Source organism: Virgibacillus necropolis (assembly GCF_044793635.1).
In the GTDB taxonomy this organism is placed as follows: Bacteria; Bacillota; Bacilli; order Bacillales; family Amphibacillaceae; genus Virgibacillus_F; species Virgibacillus_F necropolis_A.
Genome location: NZ_CP084992.1, coordinates 2,081,646 through 2,104,007, shown reverse-complemented (window position 1 = coordinate 2,104,007; position 22,362 = coordinate 2,081,646). Strand labels below are relative to the sequence as shown.

The 22,362-nt window shown below is 37.0% G+C and carries 32 protein-coding genes; 26 read left to right on the top strand and 6 right to left on the bottom strand.

Annotation, left to right across the window (positions count from 1 at the left end; translation table 11 throughout):
- Positions 1 to 43 precede the first annotated feature (43 nt).
- From LG329_RS10075 to LG329_RS09965, 23 genes are all read left to right on the top strand, one after another.
- The gene (locus tag LG329_RS10075) at positions 44 to 301 is read left to right on the top strand and encodes a hypothetical protein (protein WP_404450702.1); all 258 of its coding nucleotides are present in this window, start codon (positions 44 to 46) and stop codon (positions 299 to 301) included.
- Between the two features lie 21 nt (positions 302 to 322).
- Positions 323 to 505, top strand: coding sequence for a hypothetical protein (locus LG329_RS10070; protein WP_404450701.1), 183 nt, complete (start codon positions 323 to 325; stop codon positions 503 to 505).
- A gap of 603 nt (positions 506 to 1,108) precedes the next feature.
- Positions 1,109 to 1,675, top strand: a complete 567-nt coding sequence (locus tag LG329_RS10065; RefSeq protein WP_404450700.1) for a hypothetical protein — start codon at positions 1,109 to 1,111, stop codon at positions 1,673 to 1,675.
- The gene (locus LG329_RS10060) at positions 1,672 to 1,875 is read left to right on the top strand and encodes a hypothetical protein (protein ID WP_404450699.1); all 204 of its coding nucleotides are present in this window, start codon (positions 1,672 to 1,674) and stop codon (positions 1,873 to 1,875) included. The genes LG329_RS10065 and LG329_RS10060 overlap by 4 nt, the downstream gene beginning before the upstream one ends.
- A gap of 154 nt (positions 1,876 to 2,029) precedes the next feature.
- On the top strand, positions 2,030 to 2,461 hold the full coding sequence (locus LG329_RS10055; protein WP_404450698.1) for a DinB family protein: 432 nt from the start codon (positions 2,030 to 2,032) through the stop codon (positions 2,459 to 2,461).
- Positions 2,462 to 2,765: 304 nt separating this feature from the next.
- Positions 2,766 to 3,215, top strand: a complete 450-nt coding sequence (locus LG329_RS10050; RefSeq protein WP_404450697.1) for an NUDIX domain-containing protein — start codon at positions 2,766 to 2,768, stop codon at positions 3,213 to 3,215.
- A 130-nt stretch (positions 3,216 to 3,345) separates the two neighbouring features.
- Positions 3,346 to 3,963 (top strand): NUDIX hydrolase, encoded by a 618-nt coding sequence (locus tag LG329_RS10045; protein ID WP_404450696.1) that lies wholly within the window; start codon positions 3,346 to 3,348, stop codon positions 3,961 to 3,963.
- A 25-nt stretch (positions 3,964 to 3,988) separates the two neighbouring features.
- Entirely contained in the window at positions 3,989 to 4,447 is a 459-nt protein-coding gene (locus tag LG329_RS10040; protein WP_404450695.1) for a GNAT family N-acetyltransferase, read from the top strand.
- An 18-nt stretch (positions 4,448 to 4,465) separates the two neighbouring features.
- The gene (locus LG329_RS10035; protein WP_404450694.1) at positions 4,466 to 4,735 is read left to right on the top strand and encodes a hypothetical protein; all 270 of its coding nucleotides are present in this window, start codon (positions 4,466 to 4,468) and stop codon (positions 4,733 to 4,735) included.
- Between the two features lie 38 nt (positions 4,736 to 4,773).
- On the top strand, positions 4,774 to 4,980 hold the full coding sequence (locus LG329_RS10030; RefSeq protein ID WP_404450693.1) for a hypothetical protein: 207 nt from the start codon (positions 4,774 to 4,776) through the stop codon (positions 4,978 to 4,980).
- A 4-nt stretch (positions 4,981 to 4,984) separates the two neighbouring features.
- Positions 4,985 to 5,695 (top strand): class I SAM-dependent methyltransferase, encoded by a 711-nt coding sequence (locus tag LG329_RS10025; RefSeq protein WP_404450692.1) that lies wholly within the window; start codon positions 4,985 to 4,987, stop codon positions 5,693 to 5,695.
- Between the two features lie 28 nt (positions 5,696 to 5,723).
- Positions 5,724 to 5,942: a hypothetical protein gene (locus tag LG329_RS10020; protein WP_404450691.1), complete on the top strand. Its 219-nt coding sequence runs from the start codon at positions 5,724 to 5,726 to the stop codon at positions 5,940 to 5,942.
- A 215-nt stretch (positions 5,943 to 6,157) separates the two neighbouring features.
- On the top strand, positions 6,158 to 6,769 hold the full coding sequence (locus LG329_RS10015; RefSeq protein ID WP_404450690.1) for a class I SAM-dependent methyltransferase: 612 nt from the start codon (positions 6,158 to 6,160) through the stop codon (positions 6,767 to 6,769).
- Positions 6,770 to 6,987: 218 nt separating this feature from the next.
- Entirely contained in the window at positions 6,988 to 7,608 is a 621-nt protein-coding gene (locus LG329_RS10010) for a TetR/AcrR family transcriptional regulator (RefSeq protein ID WP_404450689.1), read from the top strand.
- Between the two features lie 56 nt (positions 7,609 to 7,664).
- A complete protein-coding gene (locus LG329_RS10005; protein WP_404450688.1) occupies positions 7,665 to 8,369 on the top strand; it encodes a DUF308 domain-containing protein in 705 nt (234 codons plus the stop codon).
- Between the two features lie 161 nt (positions 8,370 to 8,530).
- Positions 8,531 to 9,169 (top strand): hypothetical protein, encoded by a 639-nt coding sequence (locus LG329_RS10000; RefSeq protein ID WP_404450687.1) that lies wholly within the window; start codon positions 8,531 to 8,533, stop codon positions 9,167 to 9,169.
- Positions 9,169 to 9,453, top strand: a complete 285-nt coding sequence (locus LG329_RS09995) for a hypothetical protein (protein WP_404450686.1) — start codon at positions 9,169 to 9,171, stop codon at positions 9,451 to 9,453. The genes LG329_RS10000 and LG329_RS09995 overlap by 1 nt, the downstream gene beginning before the upstream one ends.
- A 621-nt stretch (positions 9,454 to 10,074) precedes the next feature.
- Positions 10,075 to 10,419, top strand: a complete 345-nt coding sequence (locus LG329_RS09990) for an ArsR/SmtB family transcription factor (RefSeq protein WP_404450685.1) — start codon at positions 10,075 to 10,077, stop codon at positions 10,417 to 10,419.
- Between the two features lie 28 nt (positions 10,420 to 10,447).
- The gene (locus LG329_RS09985) at positions 10,448 to 11,749 is read left to right on the top strand and encodes an arsenic transporter (RefSeq protein ID WP_404450684.1); all 1,302 of its coding nucleotides are present in this window, start codon (positions 10,448 to 10,450) and stop codon (positions 11,747 to 11,749) included.
- Between the two features lie 18 nt (positions 11,750 to 11,767).
- Positions 11,768 to 12,187 (top strand): arsenate reductase (thioredoxin), encoded by a 420-nt coding sequence (gene arsC, locus LG329_RS09980; protein WP_404450683.1) that lies wholly within the window; start codon positions 11,768 to 11,770, stop codon positions 12,185 to 12,187.
- A gap of 52 nt (positions 12,188 to 12,239) precedes the next feature.
- On the top strand, positions 12,240 to 12,605 hold the full coding sequence (gene arsD / locus LG329_RS09975) for an arsenite efflux transporter metallochaperone ArsD (protein ID WP_404450682.1): 366 nt from the start codon (positions 12,240 to 12,242) through the stop codon (positions 12,603 to 12,605).
- 14 nt (positions 12,606 to 12,619) lie between these two features.
- Positions 12,620 to 14,392: an arsenical pump-driving ATPase gene (gene arsA, locus LG329_RS09970; RefSeq protein WP_404450681.1), complete on the top strand. Its 1,773-nt coding sequence runs from the start codon at positions 12,620 to 12,622 to the stop codon at positions 14,390 to 14,392.
- A 25-nt stretch (positions 14,393 to 14,417) separates the two neighbouring features.
- Positions 14,418 to 14,687 (top strand): adhesin, encoded by a 270-nt coding sequence (locus LG329_RS09965; protein WP_404450680.1) that lies wholly within the window; start codon positions 14,418 to 14,420, stop codon positions 14,685 to 14,687.
- A gap of 290 nt (positions 14,688 to 14,977) precedes the next feature.
- On the opposite strand, the gene LG329_RS09960 is transcribed toward LG329_RS09965, so the two are convergent.
- The gene (locus LG329_RS09960; protein ID WP_404450679.1) at positions 14,978 to 16,282 is read right to left on the bottom strand and encodes an NAD(P)-binding domain-containing protein; all 1,305 of its coding nucleotides are present in this window, start codon (positions 16,280 to 16,282) and stop codon (positions 14,978 to 14,980) included.
- 75 nt (positions 16,283 to 16,357) lie between these two features.
- Entirely contained in the window at positions 16,358 to 16,681 is a 324-nt protein-coding gene (locus LG329_RS09955; RefSeq protein WP_404450678.1) for an ArsR/SmtB family transcription factor, read from the bottom strand.
- A gap of 148 nt (positions 16,682 to 16,829) precedes the next feature.
- Between LG329_RS09955 and LG329_RS09950 the strand changes: the two genes are divergently transcribed.
- The gene (locus LG329_RS09950; protein WP_404450677.1) at positions 16,830 to 17,396 is read left to right on the top strand and encodes a hypothetical protein; all 567 of its coding nucleotides are present in this window, start codon (positions 16,830 to 16,832) and stop codon (positions 17,394 to 17,396) included.
- Positions 17,397 to 17,436: 40 nt separating this feature from the next.
- Here the strand turns inward: LG329_RS09950 and LG329_RS09945 are convergent, their stop codons facing one another.
- The 3 genes from LG329_RS09945 to LG329_RS09935 all read right to left on the bottom strand — a co-directional run bounded on the left by LG329_RS09945 (position 17,437) and on the right by LG329_RS09935 (position 20,466).
- On the bottom strand, positions 17,437 to 18,429 hold the full coding sequence (locus LG329_RS09945; RefSeq protein WP_404450676.1) for a FecCD family ABC transporter permease: 993 nt from the start codon (positions 18,427 to 18,429) through the stop codon (positions 17,437 to 17,439).
- Positions 18,426 to 19,421, bottom strand: coding sequence for a FecCD family ABC transporter permease (locus LG329_RS09940; protein ID WP_404450675.1), 996 nt, complete (start codon positions 19,419 to 19,421; stop codon positions 18,426 to 18,428). The genes LG329_RS09945 and LG329_RS09940 overlap by 4 nt, the downstream gene beginning before the upstream one ends.
- An 88-nt stretch (positions 19,422 to 19,509) precedes the next feature.
- Positions 19,510 to 20,466 carry a Fe(3+) dicitrate ABC transporter substrate-binding protein gene (locus tag LG329_RS09935; protein ID WP_404450674.1) on the bottom strand — a complete coding sequence of 319 codons (957 nt, stop codon included), beginning with the start codon at positions 20,464 to 20,466 and terminating at the stop codon, positions 19,510 to 19,512.
- Positions 20,467 to 20,828: 362 nt separating this feature from the next.
- Here LG329_RS09935 and LG329_RS09930 point away from each other — a divergent pair, with 362 nt between their 5' ends.
- On the top strand, positions 20,829 to 21,125 hold the full coding sequence (locus LG329_RS09930) for a 4a-hydroxytetrahydrobiopterin dehydratase (RefSeq protein ID WP_404450673.1): 297 nt from the start codon (positions 20,829 to 20,831) through the stop codon (positions 21,123 to 21,125).
- Positions 21,126 to 21,286: 161 nt separating this feature from the next.
- Positions 21,287 to 21,964, top strand: coding sequence for a RibD family protein (locus LG329_RS09925; protein WP_404450672.1), 678 nt, complete (start codon positions 21,287 to 21,289; stop codon positions 21,962 to 21,964).
- A 2-nt stretch (positions 21,965 to 21,966) separates the two neighbouring features.
- Here LG329_RS09925 and LG329_RS09920 read toward each other — a convergent pair whose 3' ends face one another.
- Positions 21,967 to 22,290 carry a hypothetical protein gene (locus LG329_RS09920; RefSeq protein WP_404450670.1) on the bottom strand — a complete coding sequence of 108 codons (324 nt, stop codon included), beginning with the start codon at positions 22,288 to 22,290 and terminating at the stop codon, positions 21,967 to 21,969.
- Positions 22,291 to 22,362: the final 72 nt, after the last annotated feature.

The following is a 22,362-nucleotide window of genomic DNA, read 5'->3' as shown; positions in this document are numbered from 1 at the left end:
TAAAAAAACTAATTGTACGTGGTTAACTAAGGAGGTCTTTAACATGAATATCTTTAGCGTTTTTTCACTAGTACTTTTTCTTATATATATGGCAATTTTTACGTTATTAGCCACTGGTTTTGCGTTTTGGTCTTTAGGAATTATAGTAATTATCGTCATGGTAGCACTTCCGCTGTTGGGTATTGTATCAGCAGTAAAAGGAGCAGGCTGGAGCAGATGGGTGTTGCTGATTTTAAATATAATTGCACTTGGTTCAATTGTGTACATCTTACTTCTTGCGTTTGGAATTGGCGAGGTGTAGGTGTGTGAAGGAGTGTTTGGTTTGAAAGTAGAAGTAAGGTCATTCAACGATTCCTCTATAAAAAGACTTCTATCCTACGCAATTTCCGAAGACCGGGTTAATCAAGAGTATGATCTGTATAACCAATCACACCAGCGAAAATTGTGGTCAGGCGTAATCGAAGTGCTGGATTATGATAACTATGTTGAACAGTACCCTTCGTGAATGCCATGACGGCGAATAGTTGGTTGCGTTTATCATATTTGAGGCTAAATACTGATAAATACCAAGAAATCCCGATAAATCTGGAAAATTCCTGATAAAACATAAAAACTCCCTGATATATCCGTAAAATTACTGATACTCCAAAATAGGTGTTAAAGGGGTTGGCTCTTTTGGAAAAGATAAAGTGGGAACAGCCAAAGTGGTTTTGGTGGTCAATTGGGTCGTATCTGGCATTAGAATATTGTTGGCTTTTGGTGTTGGTTTGGATTGGCACAAATCCTCTGGGGATTTTGATAAACGCACAAATCTTTACTTTTATTTTTCCGCTATACTTTATCATTGTATTACTATTACTTCCGAAAAAAGTGAGGTTCGACATAAATACCATCGTTTATTTACTCGTGCCATTTTTGTTATACATGCCTAACTGGATGCTTATATCTGAGTATCTTTTTAATCAAATGTAAATCGTTCATTTTAATCCGTTTGTAACTATTTATTATATCCGACCAGGTACGTTCAGTTGATTTTCCTTTGTAATTGAAAACTATTTGGGTCTTCATTAAATTTCTTTATCCTAAAAACCAAGAAAGGATTGGTTAAATGTTTTATATTGTTGTTGGCATTTGTATAGCTTTCGTCCTTATTGTTTTGCTTTTAATAGACAAATTCGCCGGAGCTTCTGAAATGATGGGTAACTTCAAAAATAGTGCTTTCAAAAAACTTATAATTGGTCTGTCTATTGCGGCAGTTTTATCACTTTCATATGGAGTTTATGCCAAAATAACCTATCAACCACCTTTCCTGGATATTAGTGTAGATGGTAGTAGTTATACAGTTTTTGGCGAAATTGGCGAAATTGGTTACTACGCAAATGGATTAGTAACAAAAGATCAGGCAACAGCAATAAATCTGGTTTCCTGGGAGGATTTAAATCTAGATGACGATGTCGAAATACTTGTAAACTATCCATCCGGAAAAGAAGTAAGATGGAAGGCCAATATTGTTCAGCAAGACAGTTCGTCAGTTAATAGATTGAAAGATGTACATGATATCAAAAAGTTATATAAATTATCTCCGTACACATTTATAGAAGCGGGCGATGTTACATTAACTATAAATGACAACGGAAATAAGCTGCTTGATTTTTCAATAGAGGTAGAGGAATGAAAAAATCAAATGATGAGGAAAGAAGAAATACTCACAAATCAGTAGTTATTACGCTATGGTTTTATTGGATTGCATTATTAGTTCATTCCATTTATATAGCATCCACAACAGGTCAACTCGGGATATCTTTTATCATTTTTAATGCGGGGATGGTAATATTTTTTACAAGTAATCGCATTTATAGAAATAAAAGAAAATAATATGTGATAGGTACTCGTATCTTTGAAGTACCAGTAACCTATGGACTTTAAATTAAATCTAATCGGGTTAACAGGAAGAATAAAAATCTTCTAAGGAAAAATATCTAATGGTAAAAAATATATCTAGTACAAAGTGGAGAGTGAATAAATTTTTATGGATACAAAAGGTTTCATATATGCTGCCACTATGACAAATCGGTTAGCTGAGGATATATCAGAAGAGCAATGGGACAGTAAGCTAATAGCAGAATTAGGCACGTTAAGAAAGCTATTCATTCATATGGTGCGAATCCGGGACATATATCGTGATGGCCTGCATACAGGCATTATAACCTTTCCAGGGGAACTTATATCAAATGAGTCCAACCTTATTGCTGAACTGAAAAGAAGCAGAGACGATCTAGCATATAAGTTCTTACATACAGAAGTTGAAAAAATAGAAATGGGATCGGAAAATCTATCAATTGAAGAGCTCTTAAATGCAGCGGTGCATCACGAGGGTATTCATCAGGGGCAATATTTTGTTGCGCTTAAACAAGCAGGAATACAGATTCCTAAACAATGGGAAGATGATTGGAACATGTAGAAAAATACCACACAAGTTAAGTTAAACGGGGTGAAGTATATGAAAGACTTATCACTTTTTGGAAAAATAAACTTATGTATAGGGTTCCTATTATTTATATTTGGTAGCTTTTCAATTTTCATGAAGAATACCGTTTTAGATAATCAATCCATGGCTATTGCTTTCATAGCACTTGGAATATCAATAATGTTATCATCATTTTTTTATAAAAAGAACACCTGAGGGGCGTGACAATTAACTTGAAAGGTAACTTCTTAATTGTGGTAACTGTGTTGCTTTAGTTACTTTTCCAGGAGGGGCTTTATTGGATAACATTAAAAATAAGTGTGGGCTACAGTTTCTTGGTTTTATTAAAATAAATGAAACAGAGATATATCAATATCAACCAGTAGAGGGATTCTTTGCAGTAATTCGATGTAAGGATAAGTACCTTATATGTTTTAACAAATCGAGAAATCAATGGGAATTACCTGCAGGTCGTAGAGAAAAAGGCGAAACTCCAAAAGAATGTGCAATCAGAGAGCTTTATGAGGAAACTGGACAAGAAGTAAAAGATTTAACATTTAAAGGTTTAATTAAGGTCAGGGATAATAGGAATACATTTATTAAGTATAATCCTGTCTATTTTTCAACAATAAGAAAGTTACAACCCTTTAAAGAAAACGAAGAGACAACACAGATAAAACTTTGGGACACCAATGAAGATATTGGTTATTTCGATAAAGTAGATTTAAAAATTTTGGATTACGTTTAATTTCATTTTTGCAAGTAAACATATAGTTGTAAAATAGGGTTTGGTAATCGCTTTATTCTTGGGGTGGATGGATCAAAGAACAAGCCGATGTAATTATTAATACATAAATACTAAAATGGAGTGTTTCTCAATGAGTTATAAATGGTTGGAGTGGGCAAAAAGAATACAATCCTTATCCCAGGCAGGGTTAACTTTTTCGAAAGATGTATACGATGTGGAGCGCTATGAAGAGTTGCGAAGCATTAGTGCCGAAATAATGGAAGAATACACTGAATTAGAAATGACGAAAATCAAAGAATTGTTCACAAATGAACCAGGCTATCAAACGCCCAAAGTAGATGTTCGCGGGGCGGTGTTTAAAGATGGGAAAATATTATTGGTTAGAGAAAAACATGATAACAAATGGTCTTTACCTGGAGGTTTTTGTGAAATAGGTTTATCCCCTTCTGAGAATATTGTCAAGGAAATAAAAGAAGAATCGGGTTATACTGTAGCTCCAGTGAAACTACTTGCATTAATGGATATGAATAAACATCCTCATCCACCGCAACCCTACCATTATTACAAAGTATTTATTCATTGCGAGATAATAGGTGGACAAGCTAGTATTGGGATAGAGACAAAAGATATAAATTTTTTCTCTGAAAATAATTTGCCGGAGCTTTCAACTAATAGGAATACAGAATCACAAATCAAGGCAATTTTTGATCTTCAGAGAAATCCTGATAAAGCGGTTATTGTGGATTAACATATGAGATTATAGTATAAAACTTATGTGGGGAGATAGTGCATTGGATACAGACATAACAATTAGAGAACTGAATTCTAAAAAACAAATTCTGGATGGCTTCCCAGTTATGAAACAATTAAGGACTCACCTGGATGAGAATACATTTGTCGAGTTGGTTAGTGAAGCTAAAGAAAAAGATATGTATAGGCTTTTTGCTTTATACGAACAAGATAGGATTGCTGCGGTTGTTGGATTCAAACCCATGATAACGCTATATTATGGTCGGTTTGTTTGGGTATGTGATCTTGTTACAGATGAAAGAATGCGTTCACAGGGCCATGGCGAAACACTTCTATCACATGTACATGATTGGGCTAAGCAGAACGGTTATGAAAGTGTAGCGTTGTCATCTGGGCTGCAACGAACAGATGCTCATCGCTTTTATGAGTCGAGAATGGACTATAATAAAGTTAGTTTTGTTTTCAAAAAACCTTTAAACTAACATGTGGAGGTGTGTGGTTTGTTATTTGTTGTATTTGCAGTTATAGGAATTCTAATAGGTATTATTGTTATTCGCCTAACTCGTGGGTTTAGAAAAAACAATAAACCCAAACTAGTAATACTTGCGCCCAGCATTATTTCTATATTAGTAGCAATCATTATTATGTACATAGGAAATGTGGAGATAGAAGGAATTGACGGAGCCGCATACATGCTACTCTCATTAATTATTTTTTGTTTTGGTGTAACAGTTTTCTACCTTGCAGATAAAAAAGGGAGTGAGCGGTAATCGAATTAAATTATGTAATCTGGATAGTAATGGTGGGTTTGGGGGCAGCAGGAATCGTTAATGGTCTACGAAAGCGTAAAACAGATTCAAGAAACAAAATCGATGTATTAACAGCAGTATTATTTACAATTTCGATGCTGATCCTCTCTATTATTACTTATGTGGAAATAGGTTTATCATTTCTGCTATTAATAACAATCATATTATTTCTGATAGGTGTTTTTATGATTAAGGAAGGGAGATAATATCTTGAAGAAATCAACGAAAGATACATACAATGATTTGGCTAAAGCATACGAAGAGAATGTTGATCATTCAAGTCCATATAATACCGATTATGAACGGCCGGCAATGATGAATCAAGTCCCCGAACAATTACATGGATTAAATGTTCTGGATGCAGGCTGTTCAGCTGGCTGGTATTCGGAAGCATTGGTAGAGCGAGGGGCAACAGTAACTGGAATTGATTTAAGTACGGAAATGATAGCTGCTGCTAAAAGGCGATTAAAAGACAGGGCAACAATCGTTTGTCATGATTTACAAGATAATCTACCTTTTAAAGCTAATCAATTCGACTTCATACTTAGCTCATTAACCCTTCACTATATAAAGGATTGGGAGTTTACCTTTAGTGAATTAAATAGAGTATTAAAGCCAAACGGTACGCTACTGTTTTCAGTACATCACCCTTTTATGGACTTTACAAAGTTCGATATAGAGGATTACTTTCAGAAGACACTTTTAACCGATACATGGGAAAAACCAAATATAACAATCGATGTTAGTTTTTATAGAAGATCATTGCAGGAAACCGTAACAGACACCACGAAATTCTTCTCTGTCGAGGGTTTGATCGAACCCCAGCCCCAAGAAACGATGAAAAATAAAAGTCCAAGTTCCTATAAGTACTTAATGGAAAATCCGCATTTTTTAATTATCAAGGCAAAATCAAGAAAATAATGGAAACCAGTAATGAGGCGGTGGAATAATGAACGTATTCGGGGGAATAAAGAACTGGCATAATTATAAATGGTTTAAAGTTCTGAGTATAATAGTTAAATCCTTTCTCGCCCTGGTTGTCACCGGAACATTTATTTTTTTCTCAATTATGATTTATTTATTGATTCAGGACTATTTTTATGATGAAGATAAAGATGAATTTAATGAAAATGGACATAAAGTGTTAATGATCCAGGTTCAGAATTAAATATTTAGGTGGTAGTAAAATGGGATTCGTATTTATTGTAGTAGCTTGCATTGTATTCTGTTTGAATTTAGTTTCGATATTAAAAAAGATCAGATACGAGGAAAAGACGTCGATGAACACGTTTTGGCTAACAACTTCGTTTACATTTATAGTAGTTATTTGGTTCCTTCCTTTGTTATACGGAAGGTAATTAAAACGAAATTTGGAGGAAACCAATGACAAATAAAATAAATATTATCGATTCCTATAATAAATCAGCAAACGAGCGGGACTCACAGAGGCAGCAAGATTGGAAAATTAAAGAGCGCGATATTTTCAACAAGTTTTTAATAGATGAAAATAAGTCTAATCTATTAGAAATTGGAGCAGGGCCGGGAAAAGATAGTCTATTTTTTAAAGAACAAGGGATAGATACATATAGTACGGATATTTCACCTGAGATGGTGAAACTGTGTGGAAATAAAGGACTAATTGCTGATGTCATGAGTTTTGATGAGTTGGGATTTCCGGATAATCATTTTGATGCGGTATGGGCGATGAATTGTTTGCTTCACGTCCCAAAAGATGAAATAAGCGTTGTCCTTTCAGAAATCAAGCGAGTATTAAAACCATCTGGGCTGTTTTTCATGGGTGTATATGGTGGCAAAAACTCGGAAGGTGTGTGGGAAGATGATTTTTATGAGCCGAAGCGGTTTTTTTCCTTCTATGAAGATGACTTGATCAAAGAGCTACTTGCCGAATTTTTCACAATCGAACGTTTTGATGTAGTTTCAGATGAAGTTGTAGGTGGAAGCTTTGCATTTCAGTCGATAATTTTGAGAAATTAATCCAAAAGGAAAAGGAGTTCTACTCGCAAGTGCTTTCTATGGTAGGCGAATATCACTAAGTATAAGTGTCGTATTGACAGCAAAATTTCCCTGCGCTATAATTTGGTTGACCGTTCAATCAAAAAATTAATTAACCAATCAAAATAAGAGGGATTCCTAGTTATGCATGGAACTTTTGGCAAAAAAGCAGCTACTAAAACAGTAATTGAGGCGAGATGATGAATGAAAATAATAAAACGAGTGGTAAACAGTCTTTTATTTCAGAAGCAAGACGCGAACAAATCATAGAGGCAGCAATTAAAACGCTTGATGAAATTGGATATGTAAAAGCTAGCCTTTCCCAGATTGCTAAAAGAGCAGGGATTAGCACGGCTTTGATTTCTTACCACTTCACAGATAAAAATGATTTAATGAATCACCTCCTGATGAAACTTATAGAAAGGTCAGAGTTATATATCCTGGAGCGGGTACGTCGAGAAAGTACTGTTCAGGGGAAATTGAATGCATTTATTTTAGCTAGTTTAGATTATCAGGGTAAGTATCACACACATAATGCAGCTTTAATAGAAATTATCTTTAACGCTAGAACGCCTGATAACATCCCATACTATAAATTAGGTGATGACGAAGAAGAAGTATTACTGCATGAGCTTAAACAAATATTACGTAACGGCCAAGGTAGTGGAGACTTTGGAGCATTTAATGTAGATGTTATGGCTACCATGATTCAAGGTGCTATTGGTGAGTATATGATTAATAGTGTTACAACAAAAAAGGTTGATATAGAAACATATAGCAGTGAACTCGTAAACATTATTAGTAAAGCAACAAAAGCATAACTTACTAGAGTTATAACCTTAATGTGGGATAAAGTAAATAAAGAAGGTGAAACCGAATGACGGCACAGAAATCATCCTATCAAGAAAAAACAATCGTGGGTATTACCACAAAAATAGGCATTGGCTTATATATTTTATTTGGGGCTTTGGGACTTATACTGGGTTATTTTCTCCCGCGAATAGCAGCGTGGGCATTAACACTACCATGGGTGCCATTTCAAGGTCCCATTGAGTTGATCAACTCTTTTAGTGGCCCATTGCTTGATGTTATTATGTCACTTATTGGCTTAATAGCAGGTTTTGCGATAGCTTATATATCAATTAGGGAGAGTCTAATTGTGACTGTCACTGATCAAGAGACTCAATTGGATAAGGATGGAAATAAGCAAACTATTGTATTGAAGAGTATTGATACTGTCTTTTCTGAGGATAAACAACTTGTTTTTTTAGATACTTCTGGACGCGAAATTGCACGTGAAAAAACTGATGAAAACGCTGAACACTATTCCAATGCATTCAAAAAACATGGATATCCATGGTCAGCAGAGGGCGATCCATACAAGGATCAGTATCGTCGTTGGGTTCTGGATACTCCAGACCTTTCACCTGCAGTAAATGCCTTGATGAAGGCAAGAGAAAAGGCGTTAAAGAAAAAAGAAAAGGATGAAATTAAAGACCTGCGCAGTGAACTTGCAAAGTTGGACATCGTTGTCCGTGATGAAGGTGAGCGTCAATACTGGAGACAAATATTAAAAACATAACAAAGATAGTATAATATTGCTTAACAAGAGATTCTATAACTAGGAATCTCTTTTCTTATTTTTTGTGCAACACATAACATATTATATGTTCTACAATGTCATTAAAAAACAATACAAGCATACTATAACTAACAGACATTTCCTTTGTTGGGGGCGGTTTGATGAATAAAAAGTTGCTTGTTTTGTCAGTTGTAGTAGTTGTTTGTATCTTTGCTTTTCCTTTTTTAATAGGAAATATAAATAATGATGAAATGACATTGGTTGAAAGCATGAAAGATACGAAGAAAGATCATCAGAGAATAGACCAGTTATTGGAAAAGGTAAGTAAGGAATTCCATAATAAATACGATGGGAAAGCTTCAGTAGGATTTAGTTTTGATAAACGAATTGTAAGTGTTCAACTTCAAAGTCAAGAAATAGAGGATAAGCACGGCGGCAACATGAAAGCTCTTATTTATGACATTGCAGATGATGTTGAACTTGATGATATTAGTGTCAAATTCAGGGTTATGAGTCATGATGTTATGGACCTTAGCGAGGAAGATAAAGCAATGCGAGAGCTTGCCGGGGAAGTATTACTAATAGCAGAGAAGATTCTAAAGGAGGAAGAATTTGAAATAGGTAGTTTGGCAATTTCCCCAAGGAAACCTAAACTGTACGTGGAAATTATGCTGCCATATAGTGATGAACATAACGATGGTACTGTGGATAATGTAGAAAAACGTATTAAGAATGCCGTTCTCTCAAAAACAAATGTAAGCATAGACCTTGCAATAAAGAAAAAAGCAAGGTTCAAGTAATGGATCAAAAATGGGCGCCTATTTTTAGATCAATCATGGAGGAAACAAGTAAAAAGTTTGATGAATATAGAGGGTTTGCTTCTTCCTTCCATCCGAAACCCTTGCAGATTATTATAAAAACCGATTTGCACGAGTCAAAATGGTGGTGGAACACGGATAAAAAGGTAGAAGAAATTGTAGATTATGTGGAAGCAATTATTGATATAAAAAGAGAAGAATTAGCGGTTGAAAAAATCCCTTTAGACATTATTGTCAGGGGTGAAAATAATAAGCAATTGAATTAATAACATAATCTAAATGAATTGTTCTGTATAGCTTCGGCTTGCATTTAAGGGGATTAGATACGTCTGGTCCTCTTTTAATTTTGTTTGGCTGTTTTCGTAAAGATTGTTGCTTTTGGGAGAATAGATATATACTGTGTCATAGCGTACCGCTACGGAAAAATCACTACGCTTTCCGCGGGCTCGCGCTGAGCCTCCTCGCGAGCAGAAACCGCTCACTGCGGGGTCTCATCGTCTTCGCTGTTCCCGCAGGAGTCTCCGTGTTTTTCCTTCGCTGGTGTCTGGAAGCAGTACTATATAGCTCCTTTCACTATTACGGCAGTTGATTGGAGCGGAGGATCGTTGACTCCTGCGGGAACAGCACGAGTCTGCAGACCCCGCAGAGTGGTTTTCTCGAGGAGGCTGAAGCCGTGCCCGCGGAAAGCAACGGTCCGCAGCGGAAATCAACCAGCAGTTACGTCGCAATATATATCAACTATGAAGATGAAAAAGCAACAATGCGTACGAAAAGAGCCTTTTGTTTAAAATCTTTACTCGACATCATTGGTTGAGAATTTTTTTATTGCAACATATAAGCAAATTGTTATATACTAATACGCGAATGAATGAGGAGGCGCTTTAGATATGCTGAAAACTGTAATTGATATTGAAAAAGCGGCATTGACACTTAAATTATTAGGTGACAAAACGAGACTAACAATGGTTGGTTTGTTAAAAGATAATGAATGCTGTGTTTGTGAATTTGTTGAAGTGTTCGAAATGAGCCAGCCTTCAATTAGTCAACATCTTCGTAAACTTAGAGATGCTGGCATTGTAAAAGAAAAAAGAAAAGGGCAATGGATTTTTTATTCGTTAAATAAAGAGAGTGTGAGTTATCCGTTGGTTATGACTCTTCTGGAACATATTCCAGATCAGAAAGAAAAGTTAGAAGGCTTAGAAGCAGAAGGAAAACGGATTAGCTGCACGTAGTTTTTTCGTATACGAGGAGGAATTTTGATTGGATTCATTAGTTTATTTAGCCATAGGAATTTTTGTGGCTACATTAGTATTAGTCATTTGGCAGCCTAAAGGCTTAGGTATTGGATGGAGTGCGTGTGGCGGTGCGATCCTAGCATTAATCGTGGGTGTAGTCACATGGGGTGATGTACTTACGGTTACAGGAATTGTGTGGAATGCAACGCTAACGTTTGTTGCTGTTATTTTAATTTCGCTTATTTTGGATGAGATTGGCTTTTTCGAATGGGCTGCATTACATATGGCGCGTATTGCCAAAGGTAATGGCGTTAGAATGTTTGTCTATATCATCTTATTAGGTTCTGTTGTTGCTGCGTTTTTTGCGAATGACGGTGCAGCACTTATTTTAACGCCAATCGTATTGGCAATGGTGCGAAACTTAAACTTTAAAGAAAAAATGATTTTACCTTTTATTATGGCAAGTGGTTTTATCGCAGATACCGCATCACTGCCGTTGATTGTAAGTAACTTAGTTAATATTGTTTCTGCCGATTATTTTGGAATTGGATTTGTGGAATACGCTTCACGAATGATTATTCCGAATCTCTTCTCCATAGGTGCAAGTATTTTGGTATTATATTTATTTTTCCGTAAAAGCATTCCGAAGAACTATGATTTATCTCAGTTAAAACAACCAAAAGAAGCAATTAGAGATAAATCCATGTTTAGAATTTCATGGGTAGTATTAGCTGCATTATTGGCTGGATACTTTGGTAGTGAAGTCATTAATGTTCCAGTATCCATTGTAGCTGGTATCATAGCAATTCTATTCCTGATCATGGCTAGAAGAAGTCCTGCTGTTGAAACTTCAACAGTAGTAAAAGGTGCACCTTGGGCAATTGTTTTTTTCTCAGTTGGAATGTATGTGGTTGTGTATGGTCTGCAGAACGCCGGATTAACAAGTGTTCTGGCTACATTAATCCAATGGACTGCTGATCAGGGTCTATATGTTGCCACGATTGGTATGGGCTTTATTGCGGCGATATTGTCTTCGATAATGAATAATATGCCGACGGTTATGATTGACGCCCTCGCTATTTCAGAGGTGGAAACGACAAGTAGAATTAAAGAAGCACTTATTTATGCCAATGTAATTGGATCAGATTTAGGTCCTAAAATTACACCGATTGGTTCGCTCGCAACGTTGTTATGGCTTCATGTTTTATCACTTAAAGGGTTTAAGATTTCATGGAGTTATTATTTTAAAGTCGGAATTATTCTTACCATACCAACATTGTTCATAACGCTATCAGGACTTGCGTTGTGGCTTTGGATTATTTTATAAAAAAGGAGACTTTACTCTATGTCTAAACAAACAATTTACTTTTTATGTACAGGAAACTCGTGCAGAAGCCAAATGGCTGAAGGTTGGGCAAAAAAATACCTAGGTGACGAATGGGAAGTGAAAAGTGCAGGAATTGAAGCGCATGGCTTGAATCCAAATGCGATTAAAGCGATGCAGGAAGTTGATGTTGATATTTCGGATCAAAAATCCGAAATAATTGAACCTGAAATTTTGAATAACGCCACTTTGGCTATTACACTATGTGGGGATGCAGCGGATAAGTGCCCAATGACACCACCCCATGTAAAACGCGAACACTGGGGCTTTGATGATCCTGCAAAAGCTGAAGGAACAGACGAGGAAAAATGGAAGGTTTTTCAACAGGTACGCGATGAAATAGGCGAGCGCATAAAGAATTTCGCTGAAACGGGCCAATAATAGCTTAACAAGCTTCAAAAGGACTAAAATAGATTTACAACGGAGGGTTAGCATGACCAAACTTGAAATTTTTGACCCAGCTATGTGCTGTTCAACAGGAGTATGTGGACCTAGTGTAGACCCGGAGCTTATACGGGTAGCTAGTGCTGTATTTTCTCTTCAAAAGAAGGGTTTTAATATAAAACGTTATAATCTTGCAAATGAGCCAGGGGAGTTCGTTGATAATAAAATCGTGAATAACTTCCTTGAGGAAAAAGGTCCTGACAGTTTACCAGTGGTTATGTTAGATGGAGAAATTGTTTTGGAATCTGATTATCCATCTAATGCGCAACTTTCAATGTGGTTTAATATCGCATCAGAAGAGTTAAATGATCGACCTGATAATCGTGTAATGATAGATATTGATCAATTGAAATAGCGAGGTGTAAGAATATGTTCCAAACTTTTAGTCCAAAGCACTTGGTTAAAACCCCCTTCTTGTTTTTTACTGGCAAGGGTGGCGTAGGTAAGACTTCCACTGCATGTGCAACAGCCATTCATTTGGCTGATTCAGGAAAAAGGGTATTACTCGTCAGTACGGATCCAGCGTCTAATTTACAGGATGTATTACAAGTAGAATTAACAAATTCACCAAAGCCTGTACCGAATATAGAAAATCTAGATGCGTCAAACATTGATCCTGAAGAAGCTGCAAGGATTTACCGGGAAAAGGTTGTTGGACCTTATCGGAATAAACTTCCAGGTTCCGTTATAACCAAAATGGAGGAACAACTATCTGGGGCGTGTACAGTAGAAATGGCGGCGTTTGACGAGTTTGCAACAATTATTTCCAATCCATCAGTTCACAATTATGATCACGTCATATTTGATACTGCTCCAACTGGACATACATTGAGATTGTTACAACTCCCAACTGCCTGGAATGGTTTTTTAGAGGAAAGCACACACGGAGCCTCTTGTTTAGGTCCATTATCCGGACTTCAAGAAAAGAAAGAGCTATATAAACAAACTGTAGATGCACTGTCAGATGGAGATAAAACTACCTTAATCCTGGTGGCAAGACCTGAAGTAGCATCCTTACAGGAAGCGAATCGGTCAGCTCATGAATTAAATGAAATTGGGATAAGAAACCAGGCACTTATCGTGAATGGGTTATTACAAAAGCACGTTTCTAATGATGAAGTTTCGACTGCATTCTATCAACGGCAACAGGCAGCAATAAAGGAAATTCCTGATGGTCTGAAGCAAATGGCTATTTATTCATTGCCGTTTGTTTCCTATCAACTTACAGGTCTTGCGAACCTTCGTTACTTATTCAGTTATGATTTTTTGCAAGCCAAAGATAATCAGGTTTCAAGTGAGGATAATGTAGTCTTACCTAAATTGAATACCATGGTTGATAGTTTTTCTGAAAATAAAACAAAAGTCATCCTCACAATGGGAAAAGGCGGAGTAGGAAAAACAACTGTCGCATCATCTATGGCGGTAGGATTAGTTGAAAAAGGGCACAAAGTTCATTTGACAACTACAGATCCTGCAGCTCATTTAGAGTATATATTTTCAAATGGTATTGATAATAACCTATTAACGATTAGTTCTATCAACCCTAAAGAAGAAGTTAATGCTTATAAAGAAAACGTGTTGAAAAAAGCAAGCAAAGAACTTGATGCAGAAGGGCTTGCGTATCTTCAGGAGGATCTGGACTCGCCATGTACGGAAGAAATTGCAGTTTTTCAGGCATTTGCTGAAAAAGTGGCTAGATCAGATGATGAAATAGTCGTTATTGATACAGCGCCAACTGGTCATACGTTACTCTTATTAGATTCTGCTGAAGAATATCATAAAGAGTTGACCCGTTCTACAGGTGATGTATCAGACAGTGTGCGGGATTTACTTCCACGACTGCGGAATGCTGAGGAGACTAGTGTTGTTATTGTTACATTAGCGGAAACAACGCCAGTTTTAGAGGCCGGCAGACTACAGGATGACTTAATCCGTGCAAATATTAAACCTGAATGGTGGGTTATTAACCAAAGCTTCCAGGCTACAGAAACAAAAGACCCTATATTAGCAGGTAGAGCTAAGACAGAGATAAAGTGGATTAAAAAGATTAGGGATGAATTAGCTGAAAAAGCCGCTATTATTCCATGGATCAGTGAAGAAAAGATAGGCTATGAAAAGCTGAAGGATTATATTAGCAACTAATAGTTAAATGGAGAGGAGAAACATTATGAATATTACCGAAAAGGCAAAAGAAACATTGCACAATATTTTTGAAGAACGTGGCGGTGAAGGAATTCGTATCTATTCTGCAGGTGCAGGCTGTTGTGGACCTCAGATTGGATTATCACTTGATAGTCCAGAGGAAGCAGATGTCATTAAAGACGTAAATGGAGTTCGTGTAGCAATTGACCAAGAGGTAGGAAGTTCTGTTGATGATCTGACATTAGATAAAGAGGGAGATAGATTTGTCCTGCTAGGTTTGGATAGTTGTTGTTAAAAGGTCTCATTTGAGACCTTTTTCTATGTTGAGGTTTGAAAAGAATCAAGAGTCTGTCAGTGTTGATATAGCAGTAGCCCCTAACAATACTAATAAGGTAACGATAACCCAGAAAGCGATTGGTAGATCAAAAGAAACTAGCCAGTATACTGTTCCAGCAAAGATAAGAGTAATAACCAAAACTAATAGCAATACTTTTTATAACCTTTGAATTGTCGGTTGTTTTTACTTTTGGCATAATACTATAAACCCCTTCAGTCGAATGAAGTCATCTTTGATATCTTAAACCATTAACAACTATTCCTCTTGCTTCTGCAGCCACCTTTAGATTCGGATCCAGATAATGGCAGTTGCCGTGGAGATGGATTAACTTGACAAACACCCGTTTCTGGTAGCTTCAACTTAACTTTTTTAGCCTCTTCATAGTCGCCGGATAGATAAGCTGAAATCGAACGTACCTGTTCATATCCTGTTGTCATTAAAAATGTCGGGGCACGCCCATAACTTTTTACTCCAACTATATAAAAACCTTTTTCTGATTGACGTAATTCTTTTTCACCATGTGGACGAACAGTTCCGCAACTATGAAGGTTTGGATCAATTAGCGGTGCTAGTTCTTTTGTACTTTCAACTATCGGACTAACGTCTAACCGCATTTCATTTAAAAAAGAAAAGTCAGGTCTAGCACCTGTATTCACAATGATTTCGTCTACTTCACTTATTGTAAATCCTTCACTGCTTTGAATCTCGAAAGAGCCATCATGCTCGTTAATTTCCTCAACATAAAAATTGGAGTGGACGTTTATTTGACCATTATCAACTAGTTGATGTGTTGTTGATCCAAGTTTACCTCTAGCAGCTAATTCATCATTTTTTTCGCCACCAAAAGCCTCTTGTGCATGTTGTTTACGAACTATCCATGAAATGTTTGTAGCGGGGTATTTATCTTTAAGTTCATTCAAATCATTTAGTGAATTTAAAGCAGAATGGCCACTGCCAATAACCGCGACATGTTTATTCTTGAAAAGCTCTTCTGCCTTAGAAAAGTCAGGAATATGAGTGTGTAACTTTTTATTCAATCCGTCAGTTCTCCACACCCCGTCTGCAAATGGAGGGTTTGGATTATTCCAAGTTCCAGTAGCATCTATGACTGCTCTTGCTTCTATTTTTTCGACAGTATTGTTAATGAGAACATACAGCACGAAGGGTAGTTCTTCGCGTGAAGCAGATTTCATTTTATCAATGTTTTTCTTTGTAATAGTTAAAACTTCCGCATTGTAAACAAGGTTTTCTTTGATTTGTGGTAGGTTAGCTAATGGCTTAAGGTATTCCGTTACAAGCTCTTCGCCCGTAGGCAGTTTTTGTGCATCAGGTTCATTCCAATCGGTCTGGTGTAGTAATTTTTTAGCAGACTCATCGATGTTAAATTCCCATGGTGAGAATAGTTGCACGTGCCCCCATTCAAGAATGTTGCTTCCGGCATTACCCCCTTTTTCAAGAATTAGAAAACGCTGGTTGTAGGCGTTTAGGTGAGCAGCTGCGGCAAGCCCCACTGGACCTGCTCCAATAACGACAGTTGGTAATTTTGATAACATGCAATCTCTCCTTTAAAATTTAATGAACAATTAATAAATCAAAAAAAGTTGATTTAATATAGAAAAATGTACTGCTTATTTTGCAGGAACAAATAAACAGCAAAGTTCTTTACTAAGTAAATGATTCGCTTCTTCTTTATTTAGACTGTAGTAACTCCATGTGCCACGAGTCTCCTTCAAAATAATATTAGCATTCAATAGAATTTTTAAATGGTACGATAATTTGGATTGTGTCATATCTATTAATGGCTCAATATCACAAACACACATTTCTCCGTTTTTTGTAAGAAGGTGCATAATCTGAAGGCGTTTTTTATCCGCAATGGCTTTGTATTTTATTTCATACTTTTCAAAGGTTTTTTCCAGGTTTTCATCTTGTAATAGGTTAAATTCTTTCATCTTTTCACCTTTTCATCAACTTTTATTGATTTAATCATACACCCCCAAAACTAAGGTGTCAACGGATAAATCAAAATAAATTGATTTATAATATTCGGTAACCATTTTCAAATTGATTCGTCTTACTTATTAAGAGGAGTTGGTTTAATTGAGAAGGACTGCATATTTGATGCTAATGGTTTTGGCAGTAACTACGATTATTACTTATGTACCTTCCAAAAGTTTTGCCTGTTCATGTGCGGAACCTGGAACCGTGACAGAAGTGCTCAATCGTGATGGAGCTACGGTTTTTTCCGGAAGAGTTGTTAAAAAGGTTGATCAGTCCAAGCTTGATATGCTTCAATCATCTGCTGATCCGATAAGCGTATTGTTTCAAGTGGATAAGACTTGGAAAGGTGTCAATCAATCACAAGTAATAGTGAAAACAGCGAGGAGTTCTGCAAGTTGTGGGTATGAGTTTACCTTAAATGAAAGATACTTAGTCTATGCTTCTGAACGCGACGGTGAATTAAATGTAAATCTTTGTTCAAGAACGCAGTCCATAACAGATGCCCAAGCTGACTTAGAAGTATTAGGAATGGGAAAAGATCCAACTGAAAAGGTACATTTGGAGGACCAGATGACAGGAATGAGCATGATGGTCATTGTGACATGGGCCGTGTTAGGAATTGTGGGTGTTTCTGGAATTATTTTGATTAGACGTTTGAGGTCATAAAATGAACGAGCGCAATTCCAAGCTCGTTCATTTTTTGACTCTATTTCGCTTTTAACTTCCGTAACAAAAATAAGAAATACGGTGCACCAAGTACGGCGGTAAATATCCCAGCAGGTATTTCAGCTGGTGGTGCCAGACCACGGCCTAGCGCGTCTGCAAGTAAGAGAAGCAATACCCCCATTACCGCGGAGGTTGGTAGCAACAGACTATGGCGATTTCCCACTAGCTGTCGTGCGATGTGTGGTGCAATTAAACCGAGGAATCCAAGTGATCCAACAACTGCCACCGAGGATCCAGCCAATGCGACTGCAACAATTAGCAGGATTAGGCGTGTCCGTCTAGTATTTTCACCAAGTCCTTCCGCAACATCATCACCTAAGTTGAGAATATCCAAGCGATTAGCTAATAATATGCTGATTGGAACTAACACAACAATCCAAGGTGCCAATAAGAGGACATCATTCCAGCTTTTCCCCCACAGACTTCCGGTTAACCAAATGAGTGCAGCATTGATTTGGATAGGGAATTTTACCATTAAAAATTGAATGCCTGCCTGACAAATTGCGCCTAGCGCAATTCCGACAAGTGCTAATGTTGATGGATTAACGCCTTTTTTATAAGCAAAAAGGTACAGGATGACTGTAATGATTCCAGCGCCAGCAAGTGCGGATAACGGCAGCATGATAATAGGTGCATGTGGGAAGAGTATCACCACAATCGCAGCAGCTAGCCCAGCGCCTTTTGTAATACCAATAACGTCTGGGGAAGCTAAGGGATTTCGAATAATCCCTTGTAAAATAGCACCAGAAACGCCAAGTCCGGCACCGACAAGGATAGCCATAACGATACGTGGCAAGCGGTAATTCATAATAATGAAGTGGGCGCTATCCTTTCCATTTCCAACTAGTGACTGTAACAACTCAATTGGACTAATAAAGATTGCGCCGACACCAACAGCTAAAATCGCGGTAATTAGGGTAATTAAAATTAACAATAATAAACGTGTTTTTGGGATAATTTTCCTCTTTCTCATGATTCTTTACTCCCTTTTCGTGCCAGATATAAGAAGTATGGAGCACCGATCAATGCAGTAACAATCCCTACTGGTGATTCAGCTGGAAATGCAATAAATCGAGATAATACATCCGCACTGACTAACAACAATGAACCTAATAATCCAGAGAACGGAATAATCCACCGGTAGTCAATCCCAATCAACTTTCTTGCGATATGTGGAATAATTAATCCAACAAATCCGATTGGTCCTGCAACAGAGACTGATGCACCAGCAAGTACTACAACAAGTAGGCTGAAAAACAAACGAATCACGACAACGTTCTGTCCGAGGCCTTTTGCCATGTCATCACCAAGTCCAAGAATTGTTAGCTGCCGTGCAAGTACTATTGCAATGATGATGCCAGCAGTTGCCCATGGCCAAATAATATGTACTTCATTCCAACTAGCGCCGTCAATAGCGCCAGCAAGCCAAAACAAAACACTTTGCGTGGAATCCTCATGAAAAAGAACGATACCTTCAATAATGGCAGATAGAAATAAATGGACTGTTATACCAGCCAGCGCCAATTTGACTGGAGATGTTCCAGCCGAACTTGATGCCATGGAATAGACTATGGATCCACCCAAAATAGCACCTAGGAATGCAAAATAAACAAGTGAACTTTGTGAGATGCTTGGTAGAAATACAAGACTTAGGACAACTACTAATGACGCCCCAGCATTAACTCCAAAGACCTGCGGTGAAGCCAGTGGATTCAATGTGATAGCCTGCATAATCGCACCTGCAATTGCAAGACTTGCGCCAATTATAATCGCAATTAAAGTTCGAGGTAATCGTAAATTCTGTACGATTAAAAATTTCTTCGTTTGTTCATCTGATATAAATGATTGAAAAATATCCCCAAAATCAATGGATACAGCTCCTATACGAAGACTTGCCATTACACTTAGAAGTAATAAAAGAAAGGCACCTATAAATAAAATGACCTTTATCGTTTTGGATTCCATATAACTCCCTCATTTGCCCGAACAATTCTATCTAACCATACTTAAAAGTAACCAATTGAAAGAGCGAGAATTAGTTTCTCGCCCTCTTTTAATTGCCATAAAGTTTCTCAGTAGCTTCTTCCAAAATTGCCTCAGAAGAAATTAATCCACGGAACCTGGACCATGTATTTCGATCAACAGTGTAAACTTGGTCACTTTTCACTGCATTAATATTTTGCCATAACGGGTTGTCTTTCCACTGATCTACGATGGTTTCTTCACCAGCTTGCATGAAGAAAAAGACATCTGGATTGAATTTCACAACCTGTTCTAGATTAATTTTGTTGTATCGATCACTGCCGTCCTGAATCGCATTTTTCAAACCGATTGATTCAAGCAATGAGCCAGTATAAGAAGCCATGTTGTGGGCATAAAATCCGTCGGCGGTAACAACTGCAGGTAAAACAGTACGATCCTCATTTTCAGGAACCTTTGCTTTAATTTCTTCCATACGTTTTTTGTGTGATTCTAACACTTCTTTGCCTTTTTCCTCTTTACCAACCGCATACGCAATCTTTTCAAAGCCTTCTAAAATCTGGTTATAGTCAGCTGAAAGAGAAGTCAGCATAATAGTTGGAGCAATATCTGAAAGCTGTTCATAAACATCCTTGTGCCGTTGTAAGTCAGCAATAATTAAGTCGGGCTTTAACGAGCTGATGATTTCCATGCTTGGCTGTTTTCGTGTCCCAACAGACGTGTAATCATCAATCTTTTTACGAATCGGCTCGATGATCCGGCTTTCATCGTTATCATCCGCTATCCCAACTGGTGAGATCCCAAGTGCTGCTAGCGCATCCACATATGAGAACTCTAGTGCAACGATTTTCTTCGGGTTTGCAGGAACTTCTGTTTCACCCATCTCATGCTTTACTGTGATGGTTTCACCACTTGCGTCATCTTTCTTTTCATTCTTGGTTGCATCCTCACCACTAACTGTTCCACAAGCAACTAAACTTATAAGAGCTAAAATCATAACTATAATAAAAGAAAACTTTTTCTGCTTCATTTTGTAACCTCCTGTGCAGTTTATATATACGTTTCACACTCTGATAATAATGATAATCATTATCAGTTGAAAAGTCCACTACTTTTTGAAGAATTTTTAAAATTCTATGTAGAAACTAATATATCTGGATTAAGCTGTGATATATTGGAGCTGGCTAAAAAAAGTTCTAAACTTCACGATGGATTGGCAGAATCTAAATTGTGGATAATTGTTATTAACAGCATAAAAACAGCTTTTCCACACAGTTATCCCCAAAATCCTGTTGATAACCTGTGCACAAGTGTAAAATTTATCTGTTTTGGGCAATGATTAAAAATATTTGTTAAACTAAACATGTGGATAAATTAAAGGAGGTTTAATAAATGGACCGTTTAAGCGATGAACAAATCACAAATGAACTAGCAAGTTTAGCTGATTGGGAGCGTGTCGATGAAAATTGGATTGAAAGAAAATATCGTTTCAAAAAGTATCTCTCAGGAGTTAAGTTTGTGGATCAAGTAGCGCAGTTTGCTGAAAATAAGCAACATCATCCATTAATCTCCATCGATTACAAAAAAGTAACCGTTAAGTTTTCATCATGGCAGGAAAAAGGACTAACAGCATTGGATTTAGAAATGGCAAAGCGTGTTGATGAACTCTATGTACAGGCTGAAAAATAGTAAATATGCACTGACAATAATTTTTCAGGTGTTTTAGCAGTTAAGAAGGTATAAATCCTTTCTTACTGCATAAGTGCAACTAAGGCTTTCGCCATTAAATCTTGGCGATAAACCAAGTTTTCTAATACTGGTGAAAAGATTCTAAAGGAGAATGATTATTAATGAATCGGAAACCCAAGGTAATAGTAAATGTATTTTCATCCATTGATGGAAGAATAACAACTGCGCCTGAACATAACGTTATGGAGTGGACTGCCAAAGACATTGACGGTGGTGCTAATGAATTTACCCATCAATTATTTGACGAGTTGGATTGTGATGGTATGGTATCTGGCAGTGAGAGCTTGATGGTTTGGAGTAATGATTGGGTAGATATGGAAAAGGCTATTTATCAGCCAAAAAAGTCTAAGGCCTATATTGTTTTTGATGGTAAAGGAAGAATGAATTGGAACCAAACAGAAGGTCTACTTGTAGTAACAAAAGAGAATGTGAATGATCATTATGTAGAACAGTTGAAAGGTAAAGGTATTTCATACATACAAGCGGGAAAAGGAGATCACATCGATTTACAGCTGGCACTTCAAAAATTATATGATCGAGGTTTTAAAAGAATAGGATTAAGTGGTGGTGGGTCAATAAACGGTGCATTTTTGAGAGCTGGATTGATAGATGAGATTAGCTTGGTGATTGCCCCCATAGCTATTGGAGGTAAAGTAACACCTACAGTTTTCGATTGCGATGATCTAACATCACTTGCAGGTGCTACCAAACTAAAACTTCTGGATACAAAACCTCTAGGAAAAGATGGCGCGATATGGCTTCACTATGGTGTTGAGTAATTTCAAATACCATAAAGGTGTAAAGTGAAAATAAGTAACATGATAGAGCCTGTAACAATATAATGGTGCCAGTTATTTTTTCCAAAAAGAACGAGTCCGTTTGTGATTCTGGAAATGACAGCGAGGAGTGTAGCTAATAGCAGCCAACCGTACAGAACAGAACTGATCAGTTCAGTTATACCTAATATAATAAACAACAAATGACTACCCATAAAAAATAATAATGCATTTATTTTTGCAGGGACAAGATGATTGGTTCGTAACTGAACTATTCCACCTAGTAAACTAACAAAACAATACAAGATAATTAATATTCCATGGATCATTTCACCACATCCTTTTGTATGATACGTCTATCATACAAAGTGGGGCTAACCCCATGTAAAGCGTTTACGAGG